The organism is Prescottella agglutinans, assembly GCF_004011865.1.
Lineage (GTDB): Bacteria > Actinomycetota > Actinomycetes > Mycobacteriales > Mycobacteriaceae > Prescottella > Prescottella agglutinans.
In genome coordinates, this window is sequence record NZ_RKLP01000014.1 from 35,510 (window position 1) to 59,913 (window position 24,404).

Annotated in this window: 22 protein-coding genes and 1 riboswitch; of the genes, 13 read left to right on the forward strand and 9 right to left on the reverse strand. The window is 68.6% G+C overall.

Going from position 1 to position 24,404, the window contains the following annotated elements; genetic code table 11:
- Positions 1-73: 73 nt before the first annotated feature.
- From EGT67_RS23090 to EGT67_RS23130, 9 genes are all read left to right on the forward strand, one after another.
- Positions 74-280: a hypothetical protein gene (locus tag EGT67_RS23090; protein WP_127918444.1), complete on the forward strand. Its 207-nt coding sequence runs from the start codon at positions 74-76 to the stop codon at positions 278-280.
- Positions 281-739: 459 nt separating this feature from the next.
- Complete coding sequence (locus EGT67_RS23095; protein ID WP_127918445.1) at positions 740-2,077, forward strand: nucleotide sugar dehydrogenase; 1,338 nt, start codon at positions 740-742, stop codon at positions 2,075-2,077.
- Between the two features lie 41 nt (positions 2,078-2,118).
- Positions 2,119-3,120 carry a dTDP-glucose 4,6-dehydratase gene (locus EGT67_RS23100; RefSeq protein ID WP_127918446.1) on the forward strand — a complete coding sequence of 334 codons (1,002 nt, stop codon included), beginning with the start codon at positions 2,119-2,121 and terminating at the stop codon, positions 3,118-3,120.
- Positions 3,121-3,158: 38 nt separating this feature from the next.
- A complete protein-coding gene (locus EGT67_RS23105) occupies positions 3,159-4,181 on the forward strand; it encodes a glycosyl hydrolase family 18 protein (RefSeq protein WP_164877643.1) in 1,023 nt (340 codons plus the stop codon).
- 60 nt (positions 4,182-4,241) lie between these two features.
- Positions 4,242-6,029, forward strand: a complete 1,788-nt coding sequence (gene glmS / locus EGT67_RS23110) for a glutamine--fructose-6-phosphate transaminase (isomerizing) (RefSeq protein ID WP_127918448.1) — start codon at positions 4,242-4,244, stop codon at positions 6,027-6,029.
- 113 nt (positions 6,030-6,142) lie between these two features.
- Positions 6,143-7,720 carry a polysaccharide deacetylase family protein gene (locus EGT67_RS23115; protein ID WP_206612474.1) on the forward strand — a complete coding sequence of 526 codons (1,578 nt, stop codon included), beginning with the start codon at positions 6,143-6,145 and terminating at the stop codon, positions 7,718-7,720.
- A 106-nt stretch (positions 7,721-7,826) separates the two neighbouring features.
- Entirely contained in the window at positions 7,827-8,576 is a 750-nt protein-coding gene (locus tag EGT67_RS23120; RefSeq protein ID WP_127918450.1) for a hypothetical protein, read from the forward strand.
- 49 nt (positions 8,577-8,625) lie between these two features.
- On the forward strand, positions 8,626-9,993 hold the full coding sequence (locus EGT67_RS23125; protein ID WP_127918451.1) for a glycosyltransferase family 2 protein: 1,368 nt from the start codon (positions 8,626-8,628) through the stop codon (positions 9,991-9,993).
- A 66-nt stretch (positions 9,994-10,059) separates the two neighbouring features.
- Entirely contained in the window at positions 10,060-10,698 is a 639-nt protein-coding gene (locus EGT67_RS23130) for an MspA family porin (protein WP_127918452.1), read from the forward strand.
- An 89-nt stretch (positions 10,699-10,787) separates the two neighbouring features.
- Here the strand turns inward: EGT67_RS23130 and EGT67_RS23135 are convergent, their stop codons facing one another.
- Complete coding sequence (locus EGT67_RS23135; protein WP_164877644.1) at positions 10,788-11,411, reverse strand: ANTAR domain-containing protein; 624 nt, start codon at positions 11,409-11,411, stop codon at positions 10,788-10,790.
- Between the two features lie 577 nt (positions 11,412-11,988).
- Positions 11,989-12,996 carry an esterase/lipase family protein gene (locus EGT67_RS23140; protein WP_127918454.1) on the reverse strand — a complete coding sequence of 336 codons (1,008 nt, stop codon included), beginning with the start codon at positions 12,994-12,996 and terminating at the stop codon, positions 11,989-11,991.
- Between the two features lie 176 nt (positions 12,997-13,172).
- On the opposite strand from EGT67_RS23140, the gene corA reads away from it, so the two are divergent.
- The 4 genes from corA (at position 13,173) to EGT67_RS23160 (ending at position 16,982) form a co-directional block, all read left to right on the forward strand.
- The gene (corA, locus tag EGT67_RS23145) at positions 13,173-14,189 is read left to right on the forward strand and encodes a magnesium/cobalt transporter CorA (RefSeq protein ID WP_127918455.1); all 1,017 of its coding nucleotides are present in this window, start codon (positions 13,173-13,175) and stop codon (positions 14,187-14,189) included.
- A 47-nt stretch (positions 14,190-14,236) separates the two neighbouring features.
- Positions 14,237-14,408: riboswitch (M-box (ykoK) riboswitch) on the forward strand.
- Positions 14,409-14,539: 131 nt separating this feature from the next.
- Complete coding sequence (locus tag EGT67_RS23150; RefSeq protein WP_127918456.1) at positions 14,540-15,271, forward strand: MgtC/SapB family protein; 732 nt, start codon at positions 14,540-14,542, stop codon at positions 15,269-15,271.
- A 46-nt stretch (positions 15,272-15,317) separates the two neighbouring features.
- Entirely contained in the window at positions 15,318-15,548 is a 231-nt protein-coding gene (locus EGT67_RS23155; protein WP_127918457.1) for an EthD domain-containing protein, read from the forward strand.
- 93 nt (positions 15,549-15,641) lie between these two features.
- Positions 15,642-16,982, forward strand: a complete 1,341-nt coding sequence (locus EGT67_RS23160) for a DUF1254 domain-containing protein (RefSeq protein ID WP_127918458.1) — start codon at positions 15,642-15,644, stop codon at positions 16,980-16,982.
- A gap of 53 nt (positions 16,983-17,035) precedes the next feature.
- Here EGT67_RS23160 and EGT67_RS23165 read toward each other — a convergent pair whose 3' ends face one another.
- The 7 genes from EGT67_RS23165 to pyrF form a co-directional block, all read right to left on the reverse strand.
- Positions 17,036-19,057 carry a primosomal protein N' gene (locus EGT67_RS23165; RefSeq protein WP_206612480.1) on the reverse strand — a complete coding sequence of 674 codons (2,022 nt, stop codon included), beginning with the start codon at positions 19,055-19,057 and terminating at the stop codon, positions 17,036-17,038.
- A 22-nt stretch (positions 19,058-19,079) separates the two neighbouring features.
- On the reverse strand, positions 19,080-20,291 hold the full coding sequence (metK, locus tag EGT67_RS23170) for a methionine adenosyltransferase (protein ID WP_127918459.1): 1,212 nt from the start codon (positions 20,289-20,291) through the stop codon (positions 19,080-19,082).
- Positions 20,292-20,466: 175 nt separating this feature from the next.
- A complete protein-coding gene (gene coaBC / locus EGT67_RS23175) occupies positions 20,467-21,726 on the reverse strand; it encodes a bifunctional phosphopantothenoylcysteine decarboxylase/phosphopantothenate--cysteine ligase CoaBC (protein ID WP_241566204.1) in 1,260 nt (419 codons plus the stop codon).
- A gap of 14 nt (positions 21,727-21,740) precedes the next feature.
- Positions 21,741-22,025: a DNA-directed RNA polymerase subunit omega gene (gene rpoZ / locus EGT67_RS23180; RefSeq protein ID WP_207390550.1), complete on the reverse strand. Its 285-nt coding sequence runs from the start codon at positions 22,023-22,025 to the stop codon at positions 21,741-21,743.
- 86 nt (positions 22,026-22,111) lie between these two features.
- Positions 22,112-22,660: a guanylate kinase gene (gene gmk / locus EGT67_RS23185; protein WP_127918532.1), complete on the reverse strand. Its 549-nt coding sequence runs from the start codon at positions 22,658-22,660 to the stop codon at positions 22,112-22,114.
- 96 nt (positions 22,661-22,756) lie between these two features.
- On the reverse strand, positions 22,757-23,077 hold the full coding sequence (gene mihF, locus EGT67_RS23190; RefSeq protein WP_007535578.1) for an integration host factor, actinobacterial type: 321 nt from the start codon (positions 23,075-23,077) through the stop codon (positions 22,757-22,759).
- 499 nt (positions 23,078-23,576) lie between these two features.
- Positions 23,577-24,401 carry an orotidine-5'-phosphate decarboxylase gene (gene pyrF, locus EGT67_RS23195; protein ID WP_127918533.1) on the reverse strand — a complete coding sequence of 275 codons (825 nt, stop codon included), beginning with the start codon at positions 24,399-24,401 and terminating at the stop codon, positions 23,577-23,579.
- Positions 24,402-24,404: the final 3 nt, after the last annotated feature.

The window sequence follows — 24,404 nt, forward strand, 5'->3', positions numbered from 1 at the left end:
TGTAGACCTGACCCCGGCACGGCGTGTACACCGGAACTGCGGGGCACTCCCGCGGCACCGTTCGGAGGTGGACATGTCCGGCATCGCGAGCAAGTTCGACAAGGCATTCGAGTCCAGGTCGGTCGACGACCTGGCCGACGCGCCCGTGACCGCACTGCGGGGGCTGAGCGAATCCGACGCCGAGCACCTGCGGGCCGCATTCGGGATCAGCACGGTCCGCGATCTCGGCACGAACAGGTTCTTCGTCTGGGCCCAGGCGATCGCCAGGCTCGCCGAATAGCCGACACCGGCGCCCGCGCCTTTCGGATCGTGCGGGGTCCCGGCGCGCCCGCCTCGGCGGCACACCGCAGCACGCGTCCGTTACCACGGATTCGCCCGCAATCTCGCGCGCCACGCCGATCGCCCGGCTTCGGATTCCCGCGATTACCGCGCGTCGGCCAAATTCTCGAGGTAGCTTTCCACTCACCCGCTGCCCCAGCACCCCGGCAGTACCGGGCATCTCGGAGCCACCCCGGAATACCGGTGGCTTCTTCCTGATCACTTCACCTTCGCAGTCAGTCCGCGCCTGCCGGACCGATGAGCAAGGCCGGCTCCGGACACCCATTCGCGCGACACCACTTGTGCGACTTGATTTTCCGAGATTCTTCCTCGCTCACGACATGCGCACTTCGCAACGCCGCGAACCGTACGCTCCACCACCGGTCCGAGCACACTCGCCTTCTCGGTAAGGGGTATCGCAATGCTTTTGGGGGATACGAAGCCCGGCAACGCCGGCACCGCCCACACGGGCCTGCTCGAAAAGAGCTATATCGCAACAGGATTCAAGTTCGACGTGGCGATCGTCGGTTTGGGGTACGTCGGACTACCGACGTCGTTGGCCTTCCATGCCGCCGGATGCAGGGTCCTCGGCATCGACGTCAGCGAGGAACGACTCGACGTCGTCCGACGACAACGCGCCGATCTCGTCGACGCGGATCGTGAGCGCCTCGCCCACGCACTCGAGGACGACGGTTACGAGACCACCAGCGACACCGCGCGCCTCGCCGAGGCCGCCGCGGTGATCGTGTGCGTACCCACCCCGGTCGACGAGCACCTCACGCCGGAACTCGGGATCCTGCGCAGGGCATGCAGGTCCGTCGTCGAGCATGCCGTTCCCGGCCAGGCGCTGATCCTGACGTCCACGACCTACGTGGGCAGCACCCGGGACCTGCTCGCCACCGAACTGAACGCGCGCGGCTTGACGGTCGGCACCGACGTGTTCGTCGCCTTCAGCCCGGAGCGCATCGACCCGGGCAACGACCGGTTCACCCACGAGGAGGTTCCGCGCGTCGTCGGAGGCGTCACGCCGGCGTGCACGGATGCCGCGACCGCGGTTCTGCGCCGCTACACGAAGAACGTCCACGGGGTCGATTCGACCGACGCCGCCGAGATGACCAAGCTCGTGGAGAACACCTTCCGAGCCGTGAACATCGCGCTCGCAAACGAATTCGCGGAGATCTGCCGATCGCTGCGTCTGGACGTGATGGGCGTGATCAACGCTGCGGCGACGAAGCCCTACGGGTTCATGCCGTTCTTCCCCGGGCCGGGGGTCGGCGGCCACTGCATCCCGTGCGATCCGCACTACCTGCTGTGGCAGTTGCGCAAGAAGCGGCTGAGCACTCCGCTCATCGAGCAGGCGATGAGCGGCATCGCGGCCCGACCCCACCAGGTCGCCGAACGCGCCCGGCAGACGCTGTCCGAACACGGCCGCGGGATCGTCGGCGCACGCGTCCTGGTCGTCGGCATCTCCTACAAGCCCAACGTCGAGGATCTGCGGGAATCGCCGGCGTTGGAGATCATCGCCGAACTCGTCGAGATGGGCGCGGACGTGCGGTACCACGACCCGAACTTCCCGGTCCTGACCCTGTCCGACGGCACCGTCCTCACCGACGTCGCCGACCCGGGAGCGTTCGAGGCGGATCTGGTGATCGTCCACACCGTGCACGACGAGGTCGATCTCGGCTGGCTCGAGACGGCACGGGCGGTCCTCGACACCACCTACCGACTGGATCGCGTTCCGAGTCGAGTCCCGCTGTAGCGAACGCCCCGAATCCGCGACGAACGAAGGGAATGCGCACGATGAGAACCACAGTCACCGGAGGGGCCGGATTCATCGGCAGCCACCTGGTCGAGTACCTCCTGCGGCAGGGAGACGAGGTGGTCGTGCTCGACGACCTGTCGACCGGGCGACTCGCCAACCTCGCATCGGTTGCCGACGCCGACGGTTTCCGCTTCGTGGAAGGGTCGATCCTCGACCGCGCCACGGTCGACAGCGTGATCGCGGGCACCGACCGGGTGTTCCACCTCGCGGCCGCGGTCGGCGTCCGGTTGATCGTCGACCGCCCGCTGGACAGCCTCCGCACGAATATCCACGGCACCGAGAACGTCCTCGACGCATGCCGCTCCGCCGGATCCGTTCTGCTGCTGGCGTCGACGAGCGAGATCTACGGGAAGAACACCTCCGATGCCCTGTCCGAGGAGTCCGATCGAATCCTCGGTTCGCCCCTCACCGCTCGATGGACGTACGCCGCCGCGAAGGGGATCGACGAGGCGTTCGCCCACGCGTACTGGCGCGAGTTGGGACTGCAGGTGGCGACAGTTCGCCTGTTCAACACCGTCGGCCCGCGGCAGACCGGCCGATACGGGATGGTCGTCCCGACGCTCGTCGGACAGGCACTGCGAGGCGAACCGCTCACGGTGTTCGGGGACGGACTGCAGACCAGGTGCTTCTCGTTCGTCGAGGACGTGGTGCCGGCGATGGTCGCAATCGCCGAGGAGCCCGCCACGTACGGTCAGGCCTTCAACCTCGGCGGGGCGCGTGAGATCTCGATCCTCGAACTCGCGGAGCGGGTGATCGAGGTGCTGGGCTCCGACAGTCCGATCACTCTGGTGCCGTACGACCAGGCGTACGCCCCGGGGTACGAGGACATGCGTCGGCGGGTGCCCGACAACCGGCGGGCCCGCGAACTGGTGGGCTTCGAACCCGTCACGCCGCTCGACGAGATCATCGTGCGTGTCGCCGCGGGACTGCCGGAGACGGACGCGCACGCGGTCCGTGAACAGGTGGTGGCGCGCCGATGACGCATCGCCTCACGCGCCGGGAAGGTCCACGGACGTGCATGACCGTCGCGCTCGCGGCGACGGCCGCGCTCTCGCAGCTCAATTCGGACGCCTACCTCGCCCGTCCGCCGGAGCTGCCGCTGGTGATCGGTGCGATTCCGTACTGGGACCGGAGTGCCGCACTGATGTCGACGTACACCCACGTGCGATACCTCGACATCGTCTCGCCCTGGTCGTACTCGGTGGCCGCCGACGGGACGGTGGCGGCCACCTCGGGATCGGACCTGGATGCCGACTCCGCGATGGCGACCCGGCTGGGCGCCAGCAACATCCGAACCATCCCGACGATCACGAACACCACCGCCGGGGAGTGGGATCGTGACACCGTGGCATCGGTCCTGTCGGATCCGAGCCTGCGTGGCGCGCACATCGACGCGCTGACCGCGCTGGTCCGCGAGCACGGGTTCGACGGGGTCCAGATCGACTACGAGAATCTGCTGTCCGCGGATCGTGTCGGCTTCTCGACGTTCGTCGGCGAACTGGGCGCGGCACTTCACCGGATCGGCCGGGTCCTCCACGTCGCCGTACACGCCAAGCCGAACGACGCCGGCTACGGGCCGCACAACGAGGCGCAGGACTACGCCGCCGTCGCCCGCGGCGCCGACAAGGTGATCGTGATGGCGTACGACCGGCACTGGGCGACGAGCACCGCCGGGCCCATCGCTCCGTACGACTGGGTCGAGGAGGTCCTGCGGTACGCGATCACGCAGATCCCGCGCGAGAAGCTGGTACTCGGCGTCGGGTTGTACGGCTACGACTGGGTCGGTTCGTCCGCCACTCCCCTCACCTGGACCCAGGTGATGTCGATCGCAGCGGCGCAGAAACCCCTGCTGTCCTGGGACGAGACCAGCAGGTCGACCCACTTCGCTTACATCCTCGACGGCATCCTGCACGAGGTCTGGTTCGAGAACGCGCGCAGTGTCGAGGCCAAGATCGACCTCGCACGCCGGCACGGGCTCGCGGGTGTCGCGCTGTGGCGCCTCGGCGGGGAGGACCCGTCGATCTGGGGACTCGGCCCGTGACCGTCGAGGCGACCTGTCGATCGACACGACCCTGTTCCCACCCGCATCGGAGGATCAGCCATGTGCGGAATCATCGCCTGCCGGACCGCCGGTCCGGCCCTCGACTATCTGCTGCCGGCCCTGAAGCGACTCGAGTACCGCGGCTACGACTCCGTCGGCGTCGCGGTCCGGACCGGTGACGGCGACATCGCGCGACTCCGGACGATCGGGCGGATCGGCGCGCTCGAACAGCAGGTCACGGAGTGGTCCGGCCCCGAACTGGACGGACTCGGGATCGGACACACCCGCTGGGCCACGCACGGCGGCGTCGACGAGCAGAACACCCACCCGCATCTCGACTGCACCGGGCGGATCGCGCTGGTGCACAACGGAATCATCACCAACGCCGACGAACTGGCCCGGGAGCTCCGTGCGACCGGCCACCGGTTCACCTCCGAGGTCGACAGCGAGGTCGTGGCACACCTCGTCGAGGACGATCTCGCGCTGTCGGGTGACCTGTTGACGGCGGTCCAGCGGACGGTGGAACGCCTGTCCGGGTCGTGGGCGCTCGCGGTACTCGAACAGGGAACCGGACGACTCGTCGCCGCGGCGCATCGCTCACCGCTGCTGATCGCCCGCGCCAACGGCGGCGATTTCGCCACCAGCGACGCGGCCGCGATCTCCGACTGGGTGGACGAGTTCCGCCCGCTCGAGGACGGCGACGTCGTGGAACTCGGCGAAACCTTCACGTGGAGTCGCCGCGGGCAGCGGTGTGCGCCTCCGCCGATCACCCGGCACACCTGGAATCCGACCGACATGAGCCTCGGCCGGCACACCGACTACATGAGCAAGGAGATCGGCGAGCAACCCCAGGTCGCGGCGCGCCTGCTCGGACAGATCGGCGGTGGGGTGGCCGACGGATCGCTGTGGTCCGGGCTCGGCCTTCCCGACTTCGATCGGCTGCGGGTGATCGCGTGTGGCACGTCGCTGCACGCGGGTCAGGTGATCGGCAACTGTGCCCGCGGGATCGGCGGGATACGTCCCACCACGACGGTCGCCAGCGAGACCCTCCGGGAACCGCTCGAGCCCGGCACGCTCACCCTTGCCATCAGCCAGTCGGGCGAAACCGCCGACGTACTACGCGCACTGGACCTGCAGGCACCCGGCGATGGCCCGGTACTCGCACTGACCAACTCCTCCCATTCCACCTTGGCGCGTCGCGCCGACGCGGTCCTCCCCTGTTCGGCCGGACCCGAGATCGGCGTGGCCGCCACGAAGACGTTCGTGTGCCAGGTCATCTCCGGTGTCGCACTGGTGATGTCGGCGATGGTCGCCAACGAACGGCTCTCGCCGGACGCCGCCGCGCGCCTGATGCGGGCGCTCAACGGCGCCCCCGCACGGCTCGCAGCGGCAACCGAGACGGCGGAACGACTCATCCCGCCCCTCGTGGACGAGTTGACCACGGCGACAGGCTTCGTGTTCCTGGGCCGCGGTGCCGGCGTCCCCTACGCCGCCGAGGGCGCGCTCAAGCTGAAGGAACTGACCTACCGCTGGGCGGAACACCATCCGGCGGGCGAACTCAAACACGGGCCGCTCGCGGTGATCGAACCGGGGACCCCGGTCGTCGTCGTCGACCACGGAGACGCGCGGCTCGACGCGAACGTCGCCGAGGTCCGCGCCCGCGGCGGACGCATCATCAGCATCGGCACCGAGGGGACCACGGTTCCCGTGCTGCACCCCGGTCCGGCTCCGTGCGGACCGTTGGAATCCGTCGTCCCGATGCAGGTCCTCGCCCGCGCACTCGCGCTCGCGCTCGGACGGGACGTCGACAAGCCCCGCAATCTCGCCAAGTCAGTGACCGTCGAATGATCGACCGAACCGGAAGGAACAGCATGAACAGTCGCGACTGGACACGGCCCTCCCGCCACGGAACTCGGCATCCACGTCAGCACCGACCACCGACGCGACCCCGGCGGAACCGCGTGCTCGGGCTGATCAGCGTCCTGGCGCTGCTGGTCGGACCGGCCCTGATCGCGGTCGGTGCCGGCGCGCCCGCCGGTGCGGCAGGCGCACGCACCGTGGTGAGTCTGACGTTCGACGACGGTAACGCGGACGCGACCGTTGCTGCACAGACGCTGCAGGCCAACGGGCTCCGCGGAACCTTCTTCGTCCCGTCCGGCTACATCGATCAGCCCGGGTACATGTCACAGGCCGATCTTCACGGTATCGCCGCCGCAGGCAACGAAATCGGCGGCCATTCCGTGACGCATCCGGACCTGAGCACGATGTCGCGGGACGAGGCGACCCGGCAGTTGTGCAACGACCGCGTGAACCTCACCAACTGGGGATTCCAGGTCACCTCGCTCGCCTATCCTTTCGCGTCGGCAACCGCCGAGACCGAATCGATCGCGCAGCAGTGCGGCTACAACAGCGCCCGTGGCCTCGGGGACGTCGAGACCCGATTCGGGTGCGCCGGCTGTGATCTCGCCGAGAGCATTCCGCCGGCGAACCCGTACTACACGAAGGCTCCCGACCAGGTGGACAACACCTGGACCCTCGCCGACCTGCAGAACGTGGTCACCAACGCCGAGAACAACGGCGGCGGGTGGGTCCAGCTGACCTTCCACCACGTGTGCGCGAACAACTGCGATCCGGGTGGACTGTCGATCTCGCCGACGCTGCTCGACCAGTTCGCCGCGTGGCTCGCCGCGCGGTCGAGCAACAACACGGTGGTGCAGACCGTACGTGAGGTGGTCGGCGGCGCCGTCGCTCCGGCCGCACCCGGTCCCGTCCCGCCCGCACCGGCCCCCGGTGCCAACGGAGCACCCAACCCCGGCCTGGAGACGGTCGACGCGACGACCGGACTGCCGCAGTGCTGGATGGCCGGCGGCTACGGCGTCAACACACCGACTTTCGCCACGGTGCCCGAGGCGCACGCCGGCAGTATCGCCGAGCGCCTGACGATGGCCGGCTACGTGGACGGCGACGCGAAGCTGCTTCCCAAGCTGGATCTCGGTGAATGCTCGCCGGGAGCCACTCCCGGACACACCTACGCCCTGAAGGCCTGGTACAAGTCCACCGCACCGACCCAGTTCGCGGTGTACTACCGGACCGCGATCGGCACATGGGCGTACTGGACGTCGAGCCCCTGGTTCGCGGCCGCACCCGAGTACACCGCCGCGGAGTGGACCACACCGCCGGTTCCTGCCGGTGCGACCGGAATCAGCTTCGGGCTGAACCTGTTCGGCAACGGGCAGTTGCACACCGACGACTACGAACTCCACGACACCGCCGCGACGCAGCCCTCCAGCGGGTCCTGGACCGTCGGGACCACCACACCGACCGCCCCCACCACCACGCCCGGGCCGGTGACTGCGGCGGCCGGACATGCGAAGCAGAAGGCCGCACCCGGTAAGCACGCACCGGGCAAGCCCGCACCCGGTACCGATCGGAGCAGCCGACGGGGTCCGGCCGAACCGCCCGTCCACTACGTCCCGGGTCCGGACGAGCTGAGGCCCGGTCAGACCTTCCTGCCGGACGCCGGCAACCTCGGCGAGTAGCCGCGGCGTCCACCCATCGCCGACCGGGCCGAGGTCGGATCTCGGCCCGGTCGGCACCACCGGGGAGAAATCAGCTCGACAGGGAAACCAGATGGAGGAGCAGCGCATGGCCATCAAAACCATCTCGGGCCTGCTCGGCGTCGCCGCCGTCGGCATCGCCGTCACGGGATGCGCCGCGGATGCGGCCCAACCCACCGCCGCCGACGGATACCCGTGGCACACGGACATCGTGGCGACCACCTTCTGGGTCGGCGAGATCTTCGATCCCGCTGCCGAGGACGGGAGCCAGGAGATGTCCGCCTACGACTCGAACTGGCTCGGGAGCTACGGCGGATGCGACGGTGTCGCCGTCGACGGGGCCTGCCGGACCGAGCCCCGCACCGCCGGCAACGGCTACTTCCCGACGCAGATGACACCACGCGAGAACCCCTTCTACCTCGACCTGCCGTTCGACGACGTCAACGACGACGTCGCGTTCGAGCAGCGCGGTTCGGTGATTCCCTGGGCCGACGAGGCGCCCTACCGCGATCACCTGTCGGATCCTTCGGTCAGCCTGATGAAGAACCGCTGGGTGCGGATCCGCAGCGGAGACAACACCTGCTACGGCCAGATCCAGGATGCCGGGCCGGCGAACTACCACGATTCCGCGTACGTCTTCGGCGCGGACGACGCCAGACCCGCCAGCGACGAGTTCAACGGCGCGGGCCTCGACGTTTCCCCGGCCTTGAACGGCTGCCTCGGGTTCAGCGAACTCGACGGCGAGAACGACCGCGTCGACTGGCAGTTCGTCGACGACGGCGACGTCCCGCCCGGACCGTGGCGCACGGTCGTCACGACGAGCGGGGTCCGGCAGTGACCGATTCACCTCAACGTGTTCCTCTCCTTCTCGAGTGCAGGGGGTTTCGATGTCGACAACTGTCCTGATCATGCTGCTGGTGTTCGGTCTCAACACGCTGTTCTGGACCACGGTGGGTCTGGGGCGGGAGGTCGCCTCCTGGTGGGTCCGGTGGCGCGGGAAACGTTCCGCTGTTCGGCCCGGCCCACCGCTCCTGACGCCGGCCGACGTGGCCGTGCTCGTGGCAGCCCACAACGAGGAACTGGTGATTGCCGAGACGATCGCCTCCGCGACGTCGCTCGTGCCGGCCGCCAACGTCTTCGTCGTCTCCGACGGATCCTCCGACCGGACCGCCGATATCGTCCGCGCGGCGGGCGCACGGGTCCTCGAGCTGAGCCCGAACAGGGGCAAGGCCGGGGCACTCGCAGCGGGGATCGAGCACTTCGATCTGTGTGAGCGATTCCAGGTGGTCACGATGCTCGACGCCGACACCCATCTGGCGCCCGACTACCTGACCACCGGGCTCGCTCAGATGTCCGAACCCGGGGTGGTCGCCGTCGCGGGGCGGGCGACCACGATCTCCGCGCCCGATCAGCTGACCCGCTTCGGGCGGCTCCTGGTGGCGTATCGGGAGCGGGTGTACGTCGCGGTGCAGTACCTGCTCAAGTACGGTCAGGCCGCACGCTGGGCGAACGCCGTCACGATCGTGCCCGGGTTCGCCAGCATGTACCGCACCGAGGCCCTGAAACAGATCGACGTGAGCGCGCCCGGCCTGGTCATCGAGGACTTCAACATGACCTTCGAGGTCCACGCCAAGCAGCTGGGCCGCATCGCCTTCCATCCCCGGGCCGCGATCGCCTACACCCAGGATCCCGACAACTTCCGCGACTACGTCAAGCAGGTTCGACGCTGGGCACTCGGGTTCTGGCAGACGCTGCGGCGCCACCGACTTCACGTCGGCCGATTCTGGGTGGCATTGGCCGCGTATGTCGCCGAACTGGTGACCAGCAGTCTCCTGTTCGTTCTCCTCGTACCGTTGCTGCTCGTCTCCGTCGTCGCGGGGGTCTTCGGGAACGGCGCCGGGAGGTGGGAGCTGGCCGGTGTGCTGCCGCCCCAGGCAGTACTCCTCGGTGTACTGGTCCCCGATTTCCTGCTCACCGTGTTGGCAGCCGTCGTCAGTCGCCGCCCTCACTATCTGCTCTACGGACTGGCGTTCCCCGTCATTCGCATCGTCGACGCCGCAATGTGTCTGCGGACGATTCCGCTCGCGTGGCGCAGTCGAGACACCGGCGTATGGCGAAGTCCCACGCGCCGTTCCAACGCGAAGCACCGGGCCGGCACCGTCTCGGCGACACCTCTGCCGGTCACCGGCTCCAGCCGATCGCGACTGCACATCGTCGAGGACGACGGTCGCGAACCGCGAGGTGAGATCGCCTGACACCGCGGCACACCACCGGCACACGGAAACACCACTTGTCCGCACTATACGTAAGGAACCTTCGCAATGATCTCGAAGTCGACCAACGCACGCCGCCGCCGGGCCGCCCTGCCCGCGGCCACGATCCTGACCACGGCCGGCGCCCTGCTCCTCGGGACCGCCGGCACGGCGACGGCCGCCGAACAGACCGCATCCACCCCCGCCGGCGCACTGACGGTGACCCTCACCAACGACGTCGTCGAGTCGGTTCCCAGCCTCACCATGATGCCGACGTCGAGCGAAGGCGTCGTGTCCGCCGCGGCCGTCGCCACTGCGACCGGGCCGGGCGCACAGGACATCACGGGCGGCACGCTCGACCTCGGCTATCAGGTCGGATGTGCTGTCGACGTCTCCGGCGGTGTGCAATTCGCGGTCGAGACACCCGCCGGTCCCACGCTCACGCTCTTCCCGACACCCGGAATCGGTATGAACTTCGGCGTCACGCCGTCGGTCCTGATCAATCCCAAGTTCGGTGTCAGCCAGGATGTCTCGCTCGGCAAGCAGGTGGTGAACGGGCCCGACGCCGCGGTGTCGTTCGACGCGGTCCGCGTCAAGGCCGAGGGATGCATCGGTGGAGTCACGGTTCGTCCGTATGCGGTCTACACGGTGACGACCGCCCACGGGAGCCACTCGGTCGCGACGTACGGAAGTCCCCGCGCGCTCTGACGGTAGAACTTCTCGCCCGCACCACATGGTGCGGGCGAGAAGCTCATTCGTCGGCGACTGACCTGGTCGGGATGAGATTTCGGAGAAAGTCACACGCGCAGTTCGAGCGTGACGATCGCTTCGGCGACCGCGTGCACGCTCGCGTTGTGCGACCGTGCGTGACGACGGATCAACTGGTAGGCGGCGTCGACGCCGATGCCGTTCGCGTTGGAGATGATCCCCTTCGCCTGTTCCACGACGATGCGACTGGTGAGTGCCTGCTCGAGTTGCCCCGACAGACGCTGGAAGTGACTGACCGCCGACCTCTGGCTCAGGAACACCGATGTCATCTCGGCCAGGCAACCGACCATGGCGATCTCGTCCTCGAGCCAACGGCGCGGACGATCCGAGACCAGGACGAGTGCGCCGACGGAGCGTAGACCGTGCCGGAGCGGAAAGACCGCCAACGACACCACACCCGAGCGTCGCGCCTCGGCGACGAATTGCGGCCAGGCCTCGCGGTGATCGTCGACGGCGGCGATACGCAGAATGCTCCCGCGCGCGATCGCGTCCGCGCCCGGGCCGTCCGAAACCAGTTGCGCCAGGCGGTCGAGGGCGATCCCCGGCCCGGTCGACGTCGTCACCGTGGCCGTCGCGCCGTCGAGATCGGTCACGACGCCGCCGCCGGCAAGACCGAGAAGGCCCGAGACCAGTTCGACCAGACCCGTCAGCACCGCGTCCGTTTCGGATGATTCCGCCTGCAGTCTCGTGAATCTCTCCACGGCAACCGCGAAATGGCTTTGAACAGACAATCGATAGCCCCCCTCATTCGAGAACTGAGGCTCCCCCGACAATCGAAGATTTCGGCACCCACCGGGACCCGCAGTGGCGTTTACACACTCGCGAGCCGTTCGTAATTCGTTCGAAATTCCCATGTTCACTGTCGCTCTTCCGCTCCTTCGACCGCGGCCGCTCCCCCACGTGCGACCGACCCGATGCCTTCGACCCGACAGAAACACTTGCGCCAGAATGCTATCGCACGCAGCCGAGATGCCGCCAGAGGACGACCTACGGTGCCGTATCGTTCACCCGGCCGTTCACCCCGACGCCGGCGATCTGCGATACCTGCACCAATCACGCCGAATATCCGATCCGATACACACATTCGGCACCCGAATTGGGATCCTATTTATTCGATCTTGATCAGTAAGATAAACGACAGACCGACAGTTCCCGCAACCCGACGACAACGACATCTCACGCAAATGCAACGCCGACCCGGGGAAGACCGGAAGAGTTCGTTGCGTGCAGTCACGAATTGCTCTCGACGATCATCCCCGCGACCCCCGAACCCAGCGGGACCGGCGCACACACCGGGGCGGGCGCCGACGGGTCGAGTTCCCGCACCGCGAGCCAAAGCGAGAAGGGGTCGTACACCATGTTGAAGTGCCCGCCCCGGTTCTCCGGACACAGGTCCTGCACCAGGATGTTCGTCGCACCTCGGTCCCGCAGCGCAATGTTGGTGTGGGGCTGGATCATCTCGTCGTAGCGCGACCCGATGGTCGTGTAGGCGACGCCCGGAACGGTGTCGCCTCCCGCGTTGAGTGCGACGAGGAACGGCGATCCTTGCATCTGCTGGCTGATCGCCTTCGAGGTGAGCCCCTCGGCGATCCGGTCGGGATCCGGCAGCAGCCTCAGCAGCGGCACGATCCCGTACATCACCCCGCCGTAGGTCGGCGACGCGATCCCGATCCAACGGCCCACGACGTCGGCGCCGCCCAACCGATTGACGAAGTACCGCGCCACGGTCGCGCCCTGGGAGTAGCCCACGAGGTCGACCTCGGCAGCGCCGGTCGACACCCGGACCATGCGTACGAAGTCCGCGAGTTCCGTTGCGCTGCGAGCCATGTCGCCGCGCGCATACTTTCCGGGTTTGCCGTCCGCACCGTAGTTCGGAGCGAACACGCAGAACCCCCGGTCGGCGAGGATCGGAGCGAGCGCGGACCAGTCCGTGTAGGCGTCGGAGTCACTGCCGTGCACGAGGACGACCGGGTTGGGGTGGCCCGGATCCGGTCGGCAACCGAAGTCGTTCGTCCCGGGCGGCGCGGAGTCCCGGTGCCGTTCGGCGTACCGCAGTGCTCCGGCGTGGCCGATCTGGATCGGGCCCGGATCTACCGGCACCACGTAATCGGGTCGCGTCGTGGACGGCGCCGGGGGCGCCGGCGACGCGGACGCCGCGGGCGGGGCGAGCACGGCCAGGCCGGCCGCAGCCACAACGGAAACTCCAGCAGCGAAGCGCCTCGTCACCCGATCCACCATGCACCTCCGTGACCCGCAGGACTGCCAGCAGTTTCCATCAAGATCACTGCCGGGGCCGGCCACGCGCCAACCCGCCCGAATAACGAAAGTGGAACGAAATCTGCGCTGATCCGCTCACACCCGCGACCGGCCCCATGGTGCAATGGGGCGAGTCTCCCGGACAGGAACGGTGCGGTATGACCATCGTGGACAACGCTGTCTACGTCGACGGTGTTCGCGTCGACACCCCACAGACGCTCGACTGCACCTACGAGACGATGAACCGGCTCGGCGGAATGGCCTGGATCGGCCTCTACCGACCCGACGCCGACGAAGTCCATTCCCTGGCGAGCGAATTCGGTCTCCACCACCTCGCCGTCGAGGACACGATCGCCGCACACCAGCGCCCCAAGCTCGAGCGCTACGACGAGACGCTGTTCGTGGTCCTGCGGCCCGCCCGCTATCTCGACGACGTCGAGAAGGTCGAGTTCGGCGAGGTGCACGTGTTCGTCGGATCCGACTTCGTCATCACCATCCGGCACGCCGAGTCCCCCGATCTCGCGCAGGTACGACGCCGACTCGAAGCGAATCCCGAACTGCTGCGCCTCGGCCCCGAGGCCGTGTTGTACGCGATCCTGGACCAGGTCGTCGACGAATACCTACCGGTCGCCGCGGGCCTCGAGAACGACATCGACGAGATCGAGAACCAGGTGTTCACCGGCGACCCCGCCGTCGCCAAGCGCATCTACGACCTGTCCGGCGAGGTCATCGACTTCCAGCGCGCGACGCATCCGCTGGTGTCGATCCTCGAGGCCCTCGAACGCGGATCGGACAAGTACCACGTGGATCTCGAACTCCGACGCCACCTGCGCGATGTGCTCGACCACACACTGCGCGTCGTCGAGCGGGCCGACTCGTCCCGCGCGCACCTGCAGACCGCGTTGTCGGTGCACGCCACGCTCGTCGCTCAGCAGCAGAACGAGGAGATGCGTCGGCTGACGGTCACGAGCCTGAACCAGAGCGAGGAAGTGAAGAAGATTTCCGCCTGGGCCGCAATACTTTTCGCTCCGACGCTGGTCGGCACGGTGTACGGGATGAACTTCAACGACATGCCGGAACTGGGCTGGGCGTTCGGCTACCCGATGGCGTTGCTGCTCATGGTCGCGACGTCGCTGACACTGTTCTACGTCTTCAAACGCCAGCGCTGGCTGTGAGCGTCCTCGAGGTTGACAGTGCCCATACCCGCTGGCACCCTCGACGTGCAGCACCTCGTTAGGCGAGGCTCCTGCACGAACACAGGCCACTGATCTCACGACGTCGAGAGACGCCCAAGATCAGGACAGATTTCCCCGGCTTAAGGGGTGATCCCAAGTGGCTTCCCACGGACGTGGGATACGTCGTGCAGTGCCGAAGCTCTTACGTGGAGGTGTTCCGACCGGACGGTCACTGCCGAATGCGTGGTCGCCGCGAAACCCCTGCGTTGCATTGTCCCTGCGTCGCGTTGTCGACGAAATCGCGCACCGGGCCCCGGGCCCGGTGCGGCTCGTGCACGGAGGTATCCGCCATGGACACCACGATCATCATTCTTCGGGTGGCTCTCGGCCTGGGGCTCGGCGCCCTGGTCGGTATCGAGCGGCAATGGCGCGCCCGCATGGCGGGTCTGCGCACCAACGCCCTCGTGAGTCTGGGCGCAACGCTGTTCGTGATCCTCAGCGCCTACGGATTCGACGGACCCGACGCCGATCCCACCCGCGTCGCCGCGCAGATCGTCTCCGGAATCGGGTTCCTCGGGGCGGGCGTCATCATGAAGCAGGGCGCGTCCGTGACCGGCCTGAACACCGCCGCCACCCTGTGGGCCACCGCGGCCGTCGGCGCACTGGTGGGCGGCGGAATGTACTGGGCCGCCGTCATCGGAGCCGTTGCGATCATGGGGGCCAACATGATCCTGCGCCCGGTGGGCCGACTCATGGACCATCAGCCGGCACGCGCCGGCCGCGACGAGGCGCCCGTCGACTACCGCTTCGAGGTGACGTGCCACGAGGACGCGGAGGCGCACGTCCGGGCGCTGACCGTGCAGGCGATCTCGCGACCCGAGTTCCGGTTGCGGTCGGTGCAGTCGCACGACACCTCCGACGCCGCCCGGGTGCAGGTGACAGCGGAACTGACCGCGCGCCGGCGCGACGACACCCTCCTCGAGTCGGCCGTGAACCGGATGAGTCTCGAGCCACTGGTCACGAGCGTCCGCTGGAGCACCTCCCCGAGCGAGTACGAGGAACTGTTCGACGCCGGGCGGTGACCGCGGGACACCGCCCCGCCGGGAATCCTCCCGAAGCCCGGGAACGGTGGTTCCGCCCAACCGGACTCCGCGGTACCGTCGCGCTCCACTCGACGGCGCGCCCGACCCGGACTTCGACGTCATCAGCGAGTTCGTCTTCGACGACATGGCCGCCTACGAGGACATGCTCGCCACCCACGCCCGGCCGGAGGTCGCGGCCGCGATCGCGGCCGACGAGGCGAACTTCCTCGACCGCTCGCGCACCCGGATGTACGTCGTCGACGTCCGGGAGAGCTAGGGCACGCCGCCCGCCTCCCGACAGCGGGCCGGAGTGCGGGTTCATCCCGTACGGGTGATGTCGCTCGCCGGGTGCAGTTCTTACGGTCGGCACATGACGAGGCCCACGGAGAACAGCATCGACATGGACGACCCGGGATTCGTGTACGTGTACGCGTTTCCGCTGGTGTTCAATCTCGAACAGGTGCAGCGTTACGTCAGCGAGGGCGTGGGCGCGAATCCCCCTGCGGCGTACAACACCTTCAGCCACGCACGCACACTGGCCGGACCGCAGGACACGTTCGTCTCCATCAACAACGACACCGTGTATTCGATGGCCCAACTGGACCTGAGCGTGGGCCCGGTCAAGCTGACGGTCCCGGACACCGCCGGCCGGTACTACGTGCTGCAGTTCGTCGACGCCTGGACCGACAACTTCGCCTACGTCGGGACCCGTGCCACCGGCACGGGTGCGGGCGAGTTCCTTCTCGTACCTCCCGGATGGGCGGGAGACGACCTCGGTCTGCGTGTCGTTCGCTTCCCGACCCGCATCGCCTCGATCGTCGGCCGGTGGGCCGTGGCAGGCGACGACGACCTGCCGGCGGTCCACGCGCTGCAGGATGCGACCATCCTCAGCCCGCTGACCGAACAGGCCCCGGCGGGGATTCCAGCGGTCGGGTCCGGACAGACCGAGGCCGTCGAGTTCTTCGAGAAGTTCCGTGTCTGGTCGCAGGAGTTCCCGCCCGCCCTGCGCGATGTGCGACTGCAACAGGGCTTCTCCGCCCTCGGGCTCACCGGTGCCGACTCCGTGGCCCGAGGGGATGCGGAACTCGACGCCGCGCTCGGCACGGCCTGGACGACCGGGCGCGCACACGTCGAGGAGATCGCGCGGACGGCACCCGGAATCAGGAGGGTCGACGGGTGGCTGCTCAGCATCCACGGCTTCGACTACAACGTCGACTGGTTCGAACTGGGCACGATCGACAGTCCCGACTGGCAGATCTCCGACGACACCCTCCGGATCGTGAGCCGGGCCGCGGCCGCACGGGCCGGGCTGTGGGGAAACCACGGCTACGAGGCCACCTACGGACTCACCTACATCGACAGCGACGGCGCTCCGCTGGACGGCGCGCACGCCTACCGGATCACCTTCGACCCGGTACCCCCCGTCGATGCGTTCTGGTCGTTGACGATGTACTCCGTTCCGGATTTCTACCTCGTCGACAACCCGATCGGACGCTTCTCCATCGGCGACCGCACGCCCGGCCTCGTCGCCGACGGTGCCGGCGCCGTCACGATCACGATCAGTTCCGACGAACCCGCCGACCCGGACGCCCGCGCCAACTGGCTGCCCGCGCCGAAGGGACCGTTCCGCCCGGTCCTGCGGATGTACTCGCCGCGCAAGACGATTCTCGACGGGGCATACGATCCCCCTCCGATCGTCAGAGTCGACTGACAACTCGGCGGGGCTACACGGCACTTCGCTCGACGCGCCGGGCGCGAGGCGTCCTAGCCGATCCGGAGCGGATCGATCTGGACTCGAACGGGGCCGCCCGATCGTCGGGCGCTGCGAATCGCCTGGGCCTCCGCCAGGCCGTTCGCCAGCGCGCGCCCGTCGCGGCGCGGCACCCGAACGAGCATGCGCTCCACGTCTTCCGGCTCCGGTTCCTCGCTCGAGAACGGCAGCCGCTCCCCCGCCGGCAACGGGACCGGCCCCAGGACCTCGGCCGAATCCGGAAGTCCCGCAACCTCGAGCAGCTCCCCGATCGACGCCGCGGTGCCGTCGATCGCGGCCATGTGCACGGCGGGCGGGAACCCCACCTCCGCCCGCTCCTCGAGCTGAGCCCGCGCATGCCACACCGGATCCCACCGCACCAGCGCCTGCACGGTGGGGATCCCGGAGTCGGCGACGACCACGACCTGACCGCCGTCGGCGTGCGATCGCACGAGCGCCGACGCGGTCATCCACCGTCGCAACGTCTCCTCGGCGGCGCGAAGGTCGGCGCGCCCCAACAGCGCCCACCCGTCGAGCAGCAGGGCCGCGCCGTAGCCGCCGGGCATCACCGGTTCGGCGCCCACCGTCGACACGACCAGCGTGGGCCCCGGCTCCATCTCGGCCTTCACGTCGGCCCCGCCCGACGTGTGCACCGCGACGCCGGGAAACGCCCGCCCCAATTCCTCGGCCGTGCGCCCCGCCCCGACGACGACCGCCCGCAGCGCCCGCGCACCGCAGGCGTGACAGCGGTGATTGGTGTCCGCGACGCCACACCACTTGCACGTCGGCGAACCGGCGCCGTCCGGACCGGCGGCCGCCGGCAGCGACAACGGTCCGTTGCACCGACGGCAGCGCGCCGGGGCCCGGCACTTGGCGCAGGCCAGCGACGGCACGTAGCCCCGACGCGGAACCTGCACCAGCACACCCGCTCCCGCGGCCAGTGCCTGCCGGGCCGCGGCGAACGCGATCGCGGGAAGACGGGCCGCACGCGCCCCGGGATCACGGGCCAGCGCGTGATCGCTGTCCGCGAGTGCGGTGATCTTCGGGGCACGTGTCCGTACGACGTCACGGGCCGCGACGAGGTCGTGCGCCCAACCGGAGTCGACGAGGGCCTGGGCCTCCGCGGTCCGCGAATGCCCGGCCAGCACGACGGAACACCCCGTGCCGTAGGCCCGCAGCAGCGCGACTTCCCGCGCATGCGGATACGGTGAACGCGGCTCGGACAGGCTGCTGTCGCCGTCGTCCCACACGACCGTCAGGCCGAGGTCCGGTGCCGGGGCGAACACCGACGCCCTGGTCCCGACAACCACCCGGGCCGTTCCCCGCAGCGCGGCCAGCCAGCGCCGGTACCGTGCCGACGGCCCCAGTCCCGCCGCGAGACCCACGACATGTTCTGTGCCGAGCAGACTTTCGCATGCCCGCACCAGGCGATCGAGGTCACGCTGGTCGGGCACCACGAGTACCGCGCCCCGCCCCGATGCCGCGACGACGCCGGCCAACTCCGCGAGCCGCGCACACCAGTCCTCGCCGGGGAGTGCCTGCCACGCCGCGCGCGGACCGCGTCCGGCTTGCAGCGCGTCGAGAAAGTTGAGCCCGTGGGTGTAGGCGGACCACGCCTCCCGGTCGACGATCGGCGAGTCCGGTGCCGGGCGCGCCACGGCCTCCTCCGATTCGACCTTCGCGTGCCGCGGCGGGACCGCCAGACGCAGCACGTCCGCGCGTGTCCCGGCGTAGCGCTGCGCCACCGCGTCGACCAGTCGGCGCACCTCGGCGGTCAGGACGGGCTCGCCCGAGACGACCCGGTCGAGCCACGCCAGTTTGCCGTCGTGCTCGCTCGTCTCGATCCGTTCGAGGAGGAATCCGTCCACCAGCCGTCCCGCGAACCGGACCCGGACCCGCACGCCCGGCCGGGCCTGCTCGTCCAGCTCGGACGGAACCAGATAGTCGAACTCGCGGTCCAGGTGCGCAACAGGAAGCAGCGGCAGCACTCGCGCCACGGGCGCGTGTGCTGCCGCTGTCTTGTCGGTGCCGGTCAGCGAACCGATCTCTCGGTCGCGATCAGAGGCCGGCGGCCGCGCGCAGCTTCTCCGCGCGGTCGGTGCGCTCCCAGGGCAGGTCCACGTCGGTGCGACCGAAGTGGCCGTACGCCGCAGTGTCCGAGTAGATCGGGCGCAGCAGGTCCAGGTCCCGGATGATCGCGCCGGGACGCAGGTCGAAGACCTCGCTGATCGCCTGCTGGATCTTCGCGATGTCGACCTTCTCGGTGCCGAACGCCTCCACGAACAGGCCGACCGGGGCGGCCTTGCCGATCGCGTAGGCCACCTGGACCTCGATGCGGTCGGCGAGACCCGCCGCGACCGCGTTCTTGGCGACCCAGCGCATCGCGTAGGCGGCCGAGCGGTCCACCTTCGACGGATCCTTGCCGGAGAACGCGCCGCCACCGTGGCGAGCCATGCCGCCGTAGGTGTCGACGATGATCTTGCGGCCGGTCAGACCGGCGTCACCCATCGGACCACCCAGCACGAACTTGCCGGTGGGGTTGACCAGCAGGCGGACGTCGGCGGTGTCGAGGGGAATGGTCAGCTCGGACAGGACGTGGCCGAGGACCTTCTCCCGCAGATCCGGGGTCAGCAGGTTGTCGAGATCGATGTCGGCCGCGTGCTGGGTCGAGATGACGACCGTGTCGAGGCGGACGGGGCGGTCACCGTCGTACTCGATGGTGACCTGGGTCTTGCCGTCCGGGCGCAGGTACGGCAGCACGCCGCTCTTGCGGACCTCGGTCAGGCGACGCGACAGGCGGTGGGCCAGCGCGATCGGCAGCGGCATCAGTTCCGGGGTGTCCGTGCAGGCGTACCCGAACATCAGTCCCTGGTCACCGGCGCCCTGGCGGTCGATCTCGTCGTCGGTGACACCGTCGACGCGGGCCTCGTGCGAGTGATCGACGCCCTGCGCGATCTCGGGCGACTGCGCGCCGATCGCGATGTTGACGCCGCAGGAGTTGCCGTCGAAGCCCTTGGCCGACGAGTCGTACCCGATCTCGAGCACCTTGTCGCGCACGATCTTCGGAATGTCGACGTACGCCGTCGTGGTGACCTCACCGGCGACGTGCACCTGTCCGGTGGTCACCAGGGTCTCGACTGCGACGCGGCTGCGCGGATCCTTATCGAGCAACGCATCGAGGATGGAGTCACTGATCGCATCACAGATCTTGTCGGGGTGACCTTCGGTCACGGACTCACTGGTGAATAGCCGCTTGCCGGACGTGCTCACAGATCTCCCTCTCGACGTTCTGTCCGAGGCCGACTCCGCTCGAATTCGAATTCTCGAATCGTGTGGCCCCGCTACGACACCTGAGCTCATTTTCGTTACTACTTCATATTCAATACCGCAGACGGCCACGGTGCCAGGAGACCGGTCCCCGGTGCGGCACCGCGGTCGCCACGTGCTACTTCGGGGCCAACAGACCCGCAACCGCATCGAGCACGCGGCTGGCCATCAGCGACTTCGAACCCGGTTCGATCGCCGATTCGGTGCCGTCGGCCCCGAGGAGCCAACCATCGTTGTGGTCCACCTCGAACGCCTTGCCGTCACCGACCGCATTCACGACGAGAAGATCACAACCCTTGCGCGCCAATTTCGTTCGCGCATGGTCGAGGACACTTCCCGACTCGTCACCCGTCTCGGCCGCGAATCCCACGATCGCGGTGCCGGGAGCGAGAGTGCCGTCCCGCCGAGCCTGCACGAGACCGGCGAGAATGTCATCGTTTTTGATCAACGGAATCGAGTTCGGCTCGTCCGCGCCCTTCTTGATCTTGCTCGTCGCGACGGTGGCGGGCCGGAAGTCCGCAACGGCGGCCGACATGATCACCACATCGGCGTCGACGGCGTGCTTCATGACCGCCTCGCGCATCTGCTCGGCGGTGCGGACGTTCACGACGTCGACTGCGGCCGGATCGGCCAGTTCGGCGGTCGCGCCGGCGACCAGCGTCACCTCGGCACCGCGCTGCGCGGCCAGGCGCGCGATCGCGTACCCCTGCTTGCCGGAACTACGGTTGCCCAGGTAGCGAACCGGGTCGAGCGGCTCACGGGTTCCGCCCGCCGACACGACCAGGCGTCGGCCCTCGAGGTCGCGCGGCAGCGCCGACGGCCGCTCCAACAGGAGCGAGGCGAGCGCGAAGATCTCCTCCGGCTCGGGCATCCGGCCGGCGCCGGTGTCCTTGCCGGTCAACCGGCCCGACGCCGGCTCGATGACGATGTTGCCGCGGGCGCGCAGCGTCGCGACGTTGGCGACGGTGGCAGGGTGCTCCCACATCTCGGTGTGCATCGCGGGGGCGAACACAACCGGACAACGCGCCGTCAGGAGCGTGGCGGTCAGCAGGTCGTCCGCCCGCCCGGCCACCGCACGAGCCATGAGGTCTGCGGTGGCGGGGGCGGTGACGACCAGGTCCGCTTCCTGCCCGAGACGCACGTGCGCGACCTCCGGCACGTCCGCGAACACGCCAGTCTGCACCGGATTGCCGGACAGGGCCTCGAACGTGGCCCGGCCGACGAACTGCAGTGCGGACTCGGTGGGGATCACCCGGACGCGGTGACCGTTCTCGGTGAAGCTGCGGACCAGCGCGCAGCTCTTGTACGCGGCGATACCGCCGCCGACGCCGACGACGATCCGCTTGGGTCCCGCCGAATCGGATTCCCGATCGGACACGGGCGTTGCTCCGCTCACTCGCCTTCGGTGTGCTCGAGCAGGTCGGCGTGGATCTCGCGCAGCGCGATCGACAGCGGCTTCTCCTGCAGACCCGGCTCGACGAGCGGGCCGACGTACTCGAGGATGCCGTCGCCCAGCTGGTTGTAGTAGTCGTTGATCTGCCGCGCACGCTTGGCCGAGTAGATGACCAGGGCGTACTTGGACGACGTGCGCTCGAGCAGCTCGTCGATCGGCGGGTTGGTGATGCCGAGCGGGGTGTCGTAGGCAGGCAGGGCGCCACGACCGGCGGTGTCGGACACTACTGCTTCGGTGCTGCTCACTCGGTTTCTCCTGAACTGGACTTGAAAAGTGCCAAATTGAATGCCTGAATCAGGGGCGACGGCGCTTAGGGCTGTCGTCCAGCCAACAAGGATACCAACTCATCGCAGGCCTGGCTGACATCCTCGTTGACGATCACGGTGTCGAACTCGTCCTGAGCGGCAAGTTCCACCTTCGCGGTCTGCAGTCGACGCTCGACGACGTCCGCCGGTTCGGTGCCGCGGCCCGTCAGGCGGGAGACCAGGGCCTCCCAACTGGGGGGCGCCATGAACGTCAGGACGGCCTCGGGCATCGCGGCCCGCACCGACCGAGCACCCACCAGATCGACCTCGACCAGGACCGGCTTGCCGTCGGCGAGCGCCTGGCGCACCGGCTCGGCCGGGGTGCCGGACCGCTGCAGGCCACCGTGGATCTCGGCCCACTCGAGCAGGTCGCCGGAGTCGATCATGCGATCGAACTCGTCCCGCGAGATGAAGTGGTAGTCCTGCCCGTCCACCTCGCCGGGACGCGGGTCCCGGGTGGTCACCGAGACGCTGAAGACGACCTCGGGCATCCGGTCACGCAGCAGGCGGACGACGCTGGACTTACCGACGGCCGAGGGGCCGGCCAGTACCACCAGCCGGCCCCTCCGCACTGCGTCACCGCTCTCGACCGATGCCGAAGCGGTCTCGCTGCCTGACACCTGTTGTGCGTCAGCAATCACTTGTCGCGCTCAGGCCTCGAAATCGAACCGGGCGAGCAGAGCCTTGCGCTGCCGATCGCCGAGGCCACGAAGGCGACGGGTCGGAGCGATCTCCAGCTCGGTCATGATCTCCTGAGCCTTGACCTTGCCAACCTTGGGAAGGGCCTCGAGCAGAGCCGACACCTTCATCTTGCCGAGGATCTCGTCCTCTTCGGCATCCTTCAGGACCTGCTTCAGGTCGGTGCCGCCGCGCTTGAGGCGCTCCTTGAGCTCAGCCCGGGCCTTGCGGGCGGCAGCCGCCTTCTCCAAAGCAGCAGCGCGCTGCTCATCGGTCAACTGGGGAAGGGCCACGGTTCCTCCGTCTCGTCGTGTGCAAACTCCAACCACTCCCGGCACAGCCGGGGCGTCTACAACCCCCGGATAACCAGGGGCGATAGCGACCGTACTCACGCCGGGCCCCGATTGCTAACCCACCCCCCGACGTCAGCGCCCGATTCGGGTGGGTTATGCGCTCATTCGACGGTGCGTTCGAAGGCGGCTCGCGGCACCGCCCCCACCGGCGGCAACGACCGGTCCGAGCACCCGAAAAACTGGAATATACGCAGGTAGGAGTCTATTTCCGGCACACGGGAACCGGACGTGCCGCCCAATCCGACGTGGCGTGGCACACAGTTCATCGGACCGTAGCCGACGCGGCCGAAAAATTCGCGAAAACTTCCGTGGTCCAGTGCGTGTCGGGCGTGGACCTGCCGATCTTCGATCGGTGTGCACATACGACGAAGGCCGGGCCCGGGGACAGCCCCGAACCCGGCCTCGCCGGAATACGTCGCTCGAACCAGTCGAGCCCGTCCTAGTCCTGCAGGAACCCGAACCCCTCCACGGAGCGCGACACGGCCTCCTGGATACCCGTAACCGACGGCCCGGCACGCAGCACCTCACGCGAGACGCTGGGCACGACGGAGCGCAGGCAGTCCCCCGCCAGGCGGCGGACGTCTTCCGCGGTGCCGCCCTGATGCCCGACACCGGGCATCAGGATGGGCCCGTGCAGCGCGCCGAGGTCGGGGGCGTCGGTCAACGTGGCACCGACCACGACACCGACCGAGCCGAGGACGTCGGCGCCGGCGTTGCGGGCCGCGGCCTCGTCCACCATCACCTGGCTGATCCGGCGACCGTCCGCCGCGGTGGACGACTGCACCTGCGCGCCCTCCGGGTTGGACGTCGCGGCCAGCACGAACAATCCACCGTGGTTGCGCTCGGCGAGGTTGAGGACCGGGTCGAGGGAACCGAATCCGAGGTACGGCGACACCGTCACCGCATCCGACTCGAGCGGCGATCCCGCACCCAACCATGCCCGCGCGTACGCGCTCATCGTGGACCCGATGTCACCGCGCTTCGCGTCGGCGACGACGAGGGTGCCGGCCTCGCGCAGCACCGAGATGGTGCGTTCGAGGACCGCGACACCTCCCGAGCCGTACGCCTCGAAGAACGCCACCTGTGGTTTCACCAGCGCGACCCGGCCGACGAACGCCTCGACGCAGATCTCCGAGAACTTCTCGAGGCCGTCGACGGTCTCCGGCAGCCCCCACGCCTGCAGCAACTCGGGGTGCGGGTCCACGCCGACGCACAGAGGGCCGTAATGGCCCAGCGCCGCGTGGAGCCGCGCCCCGAACGTCATCTC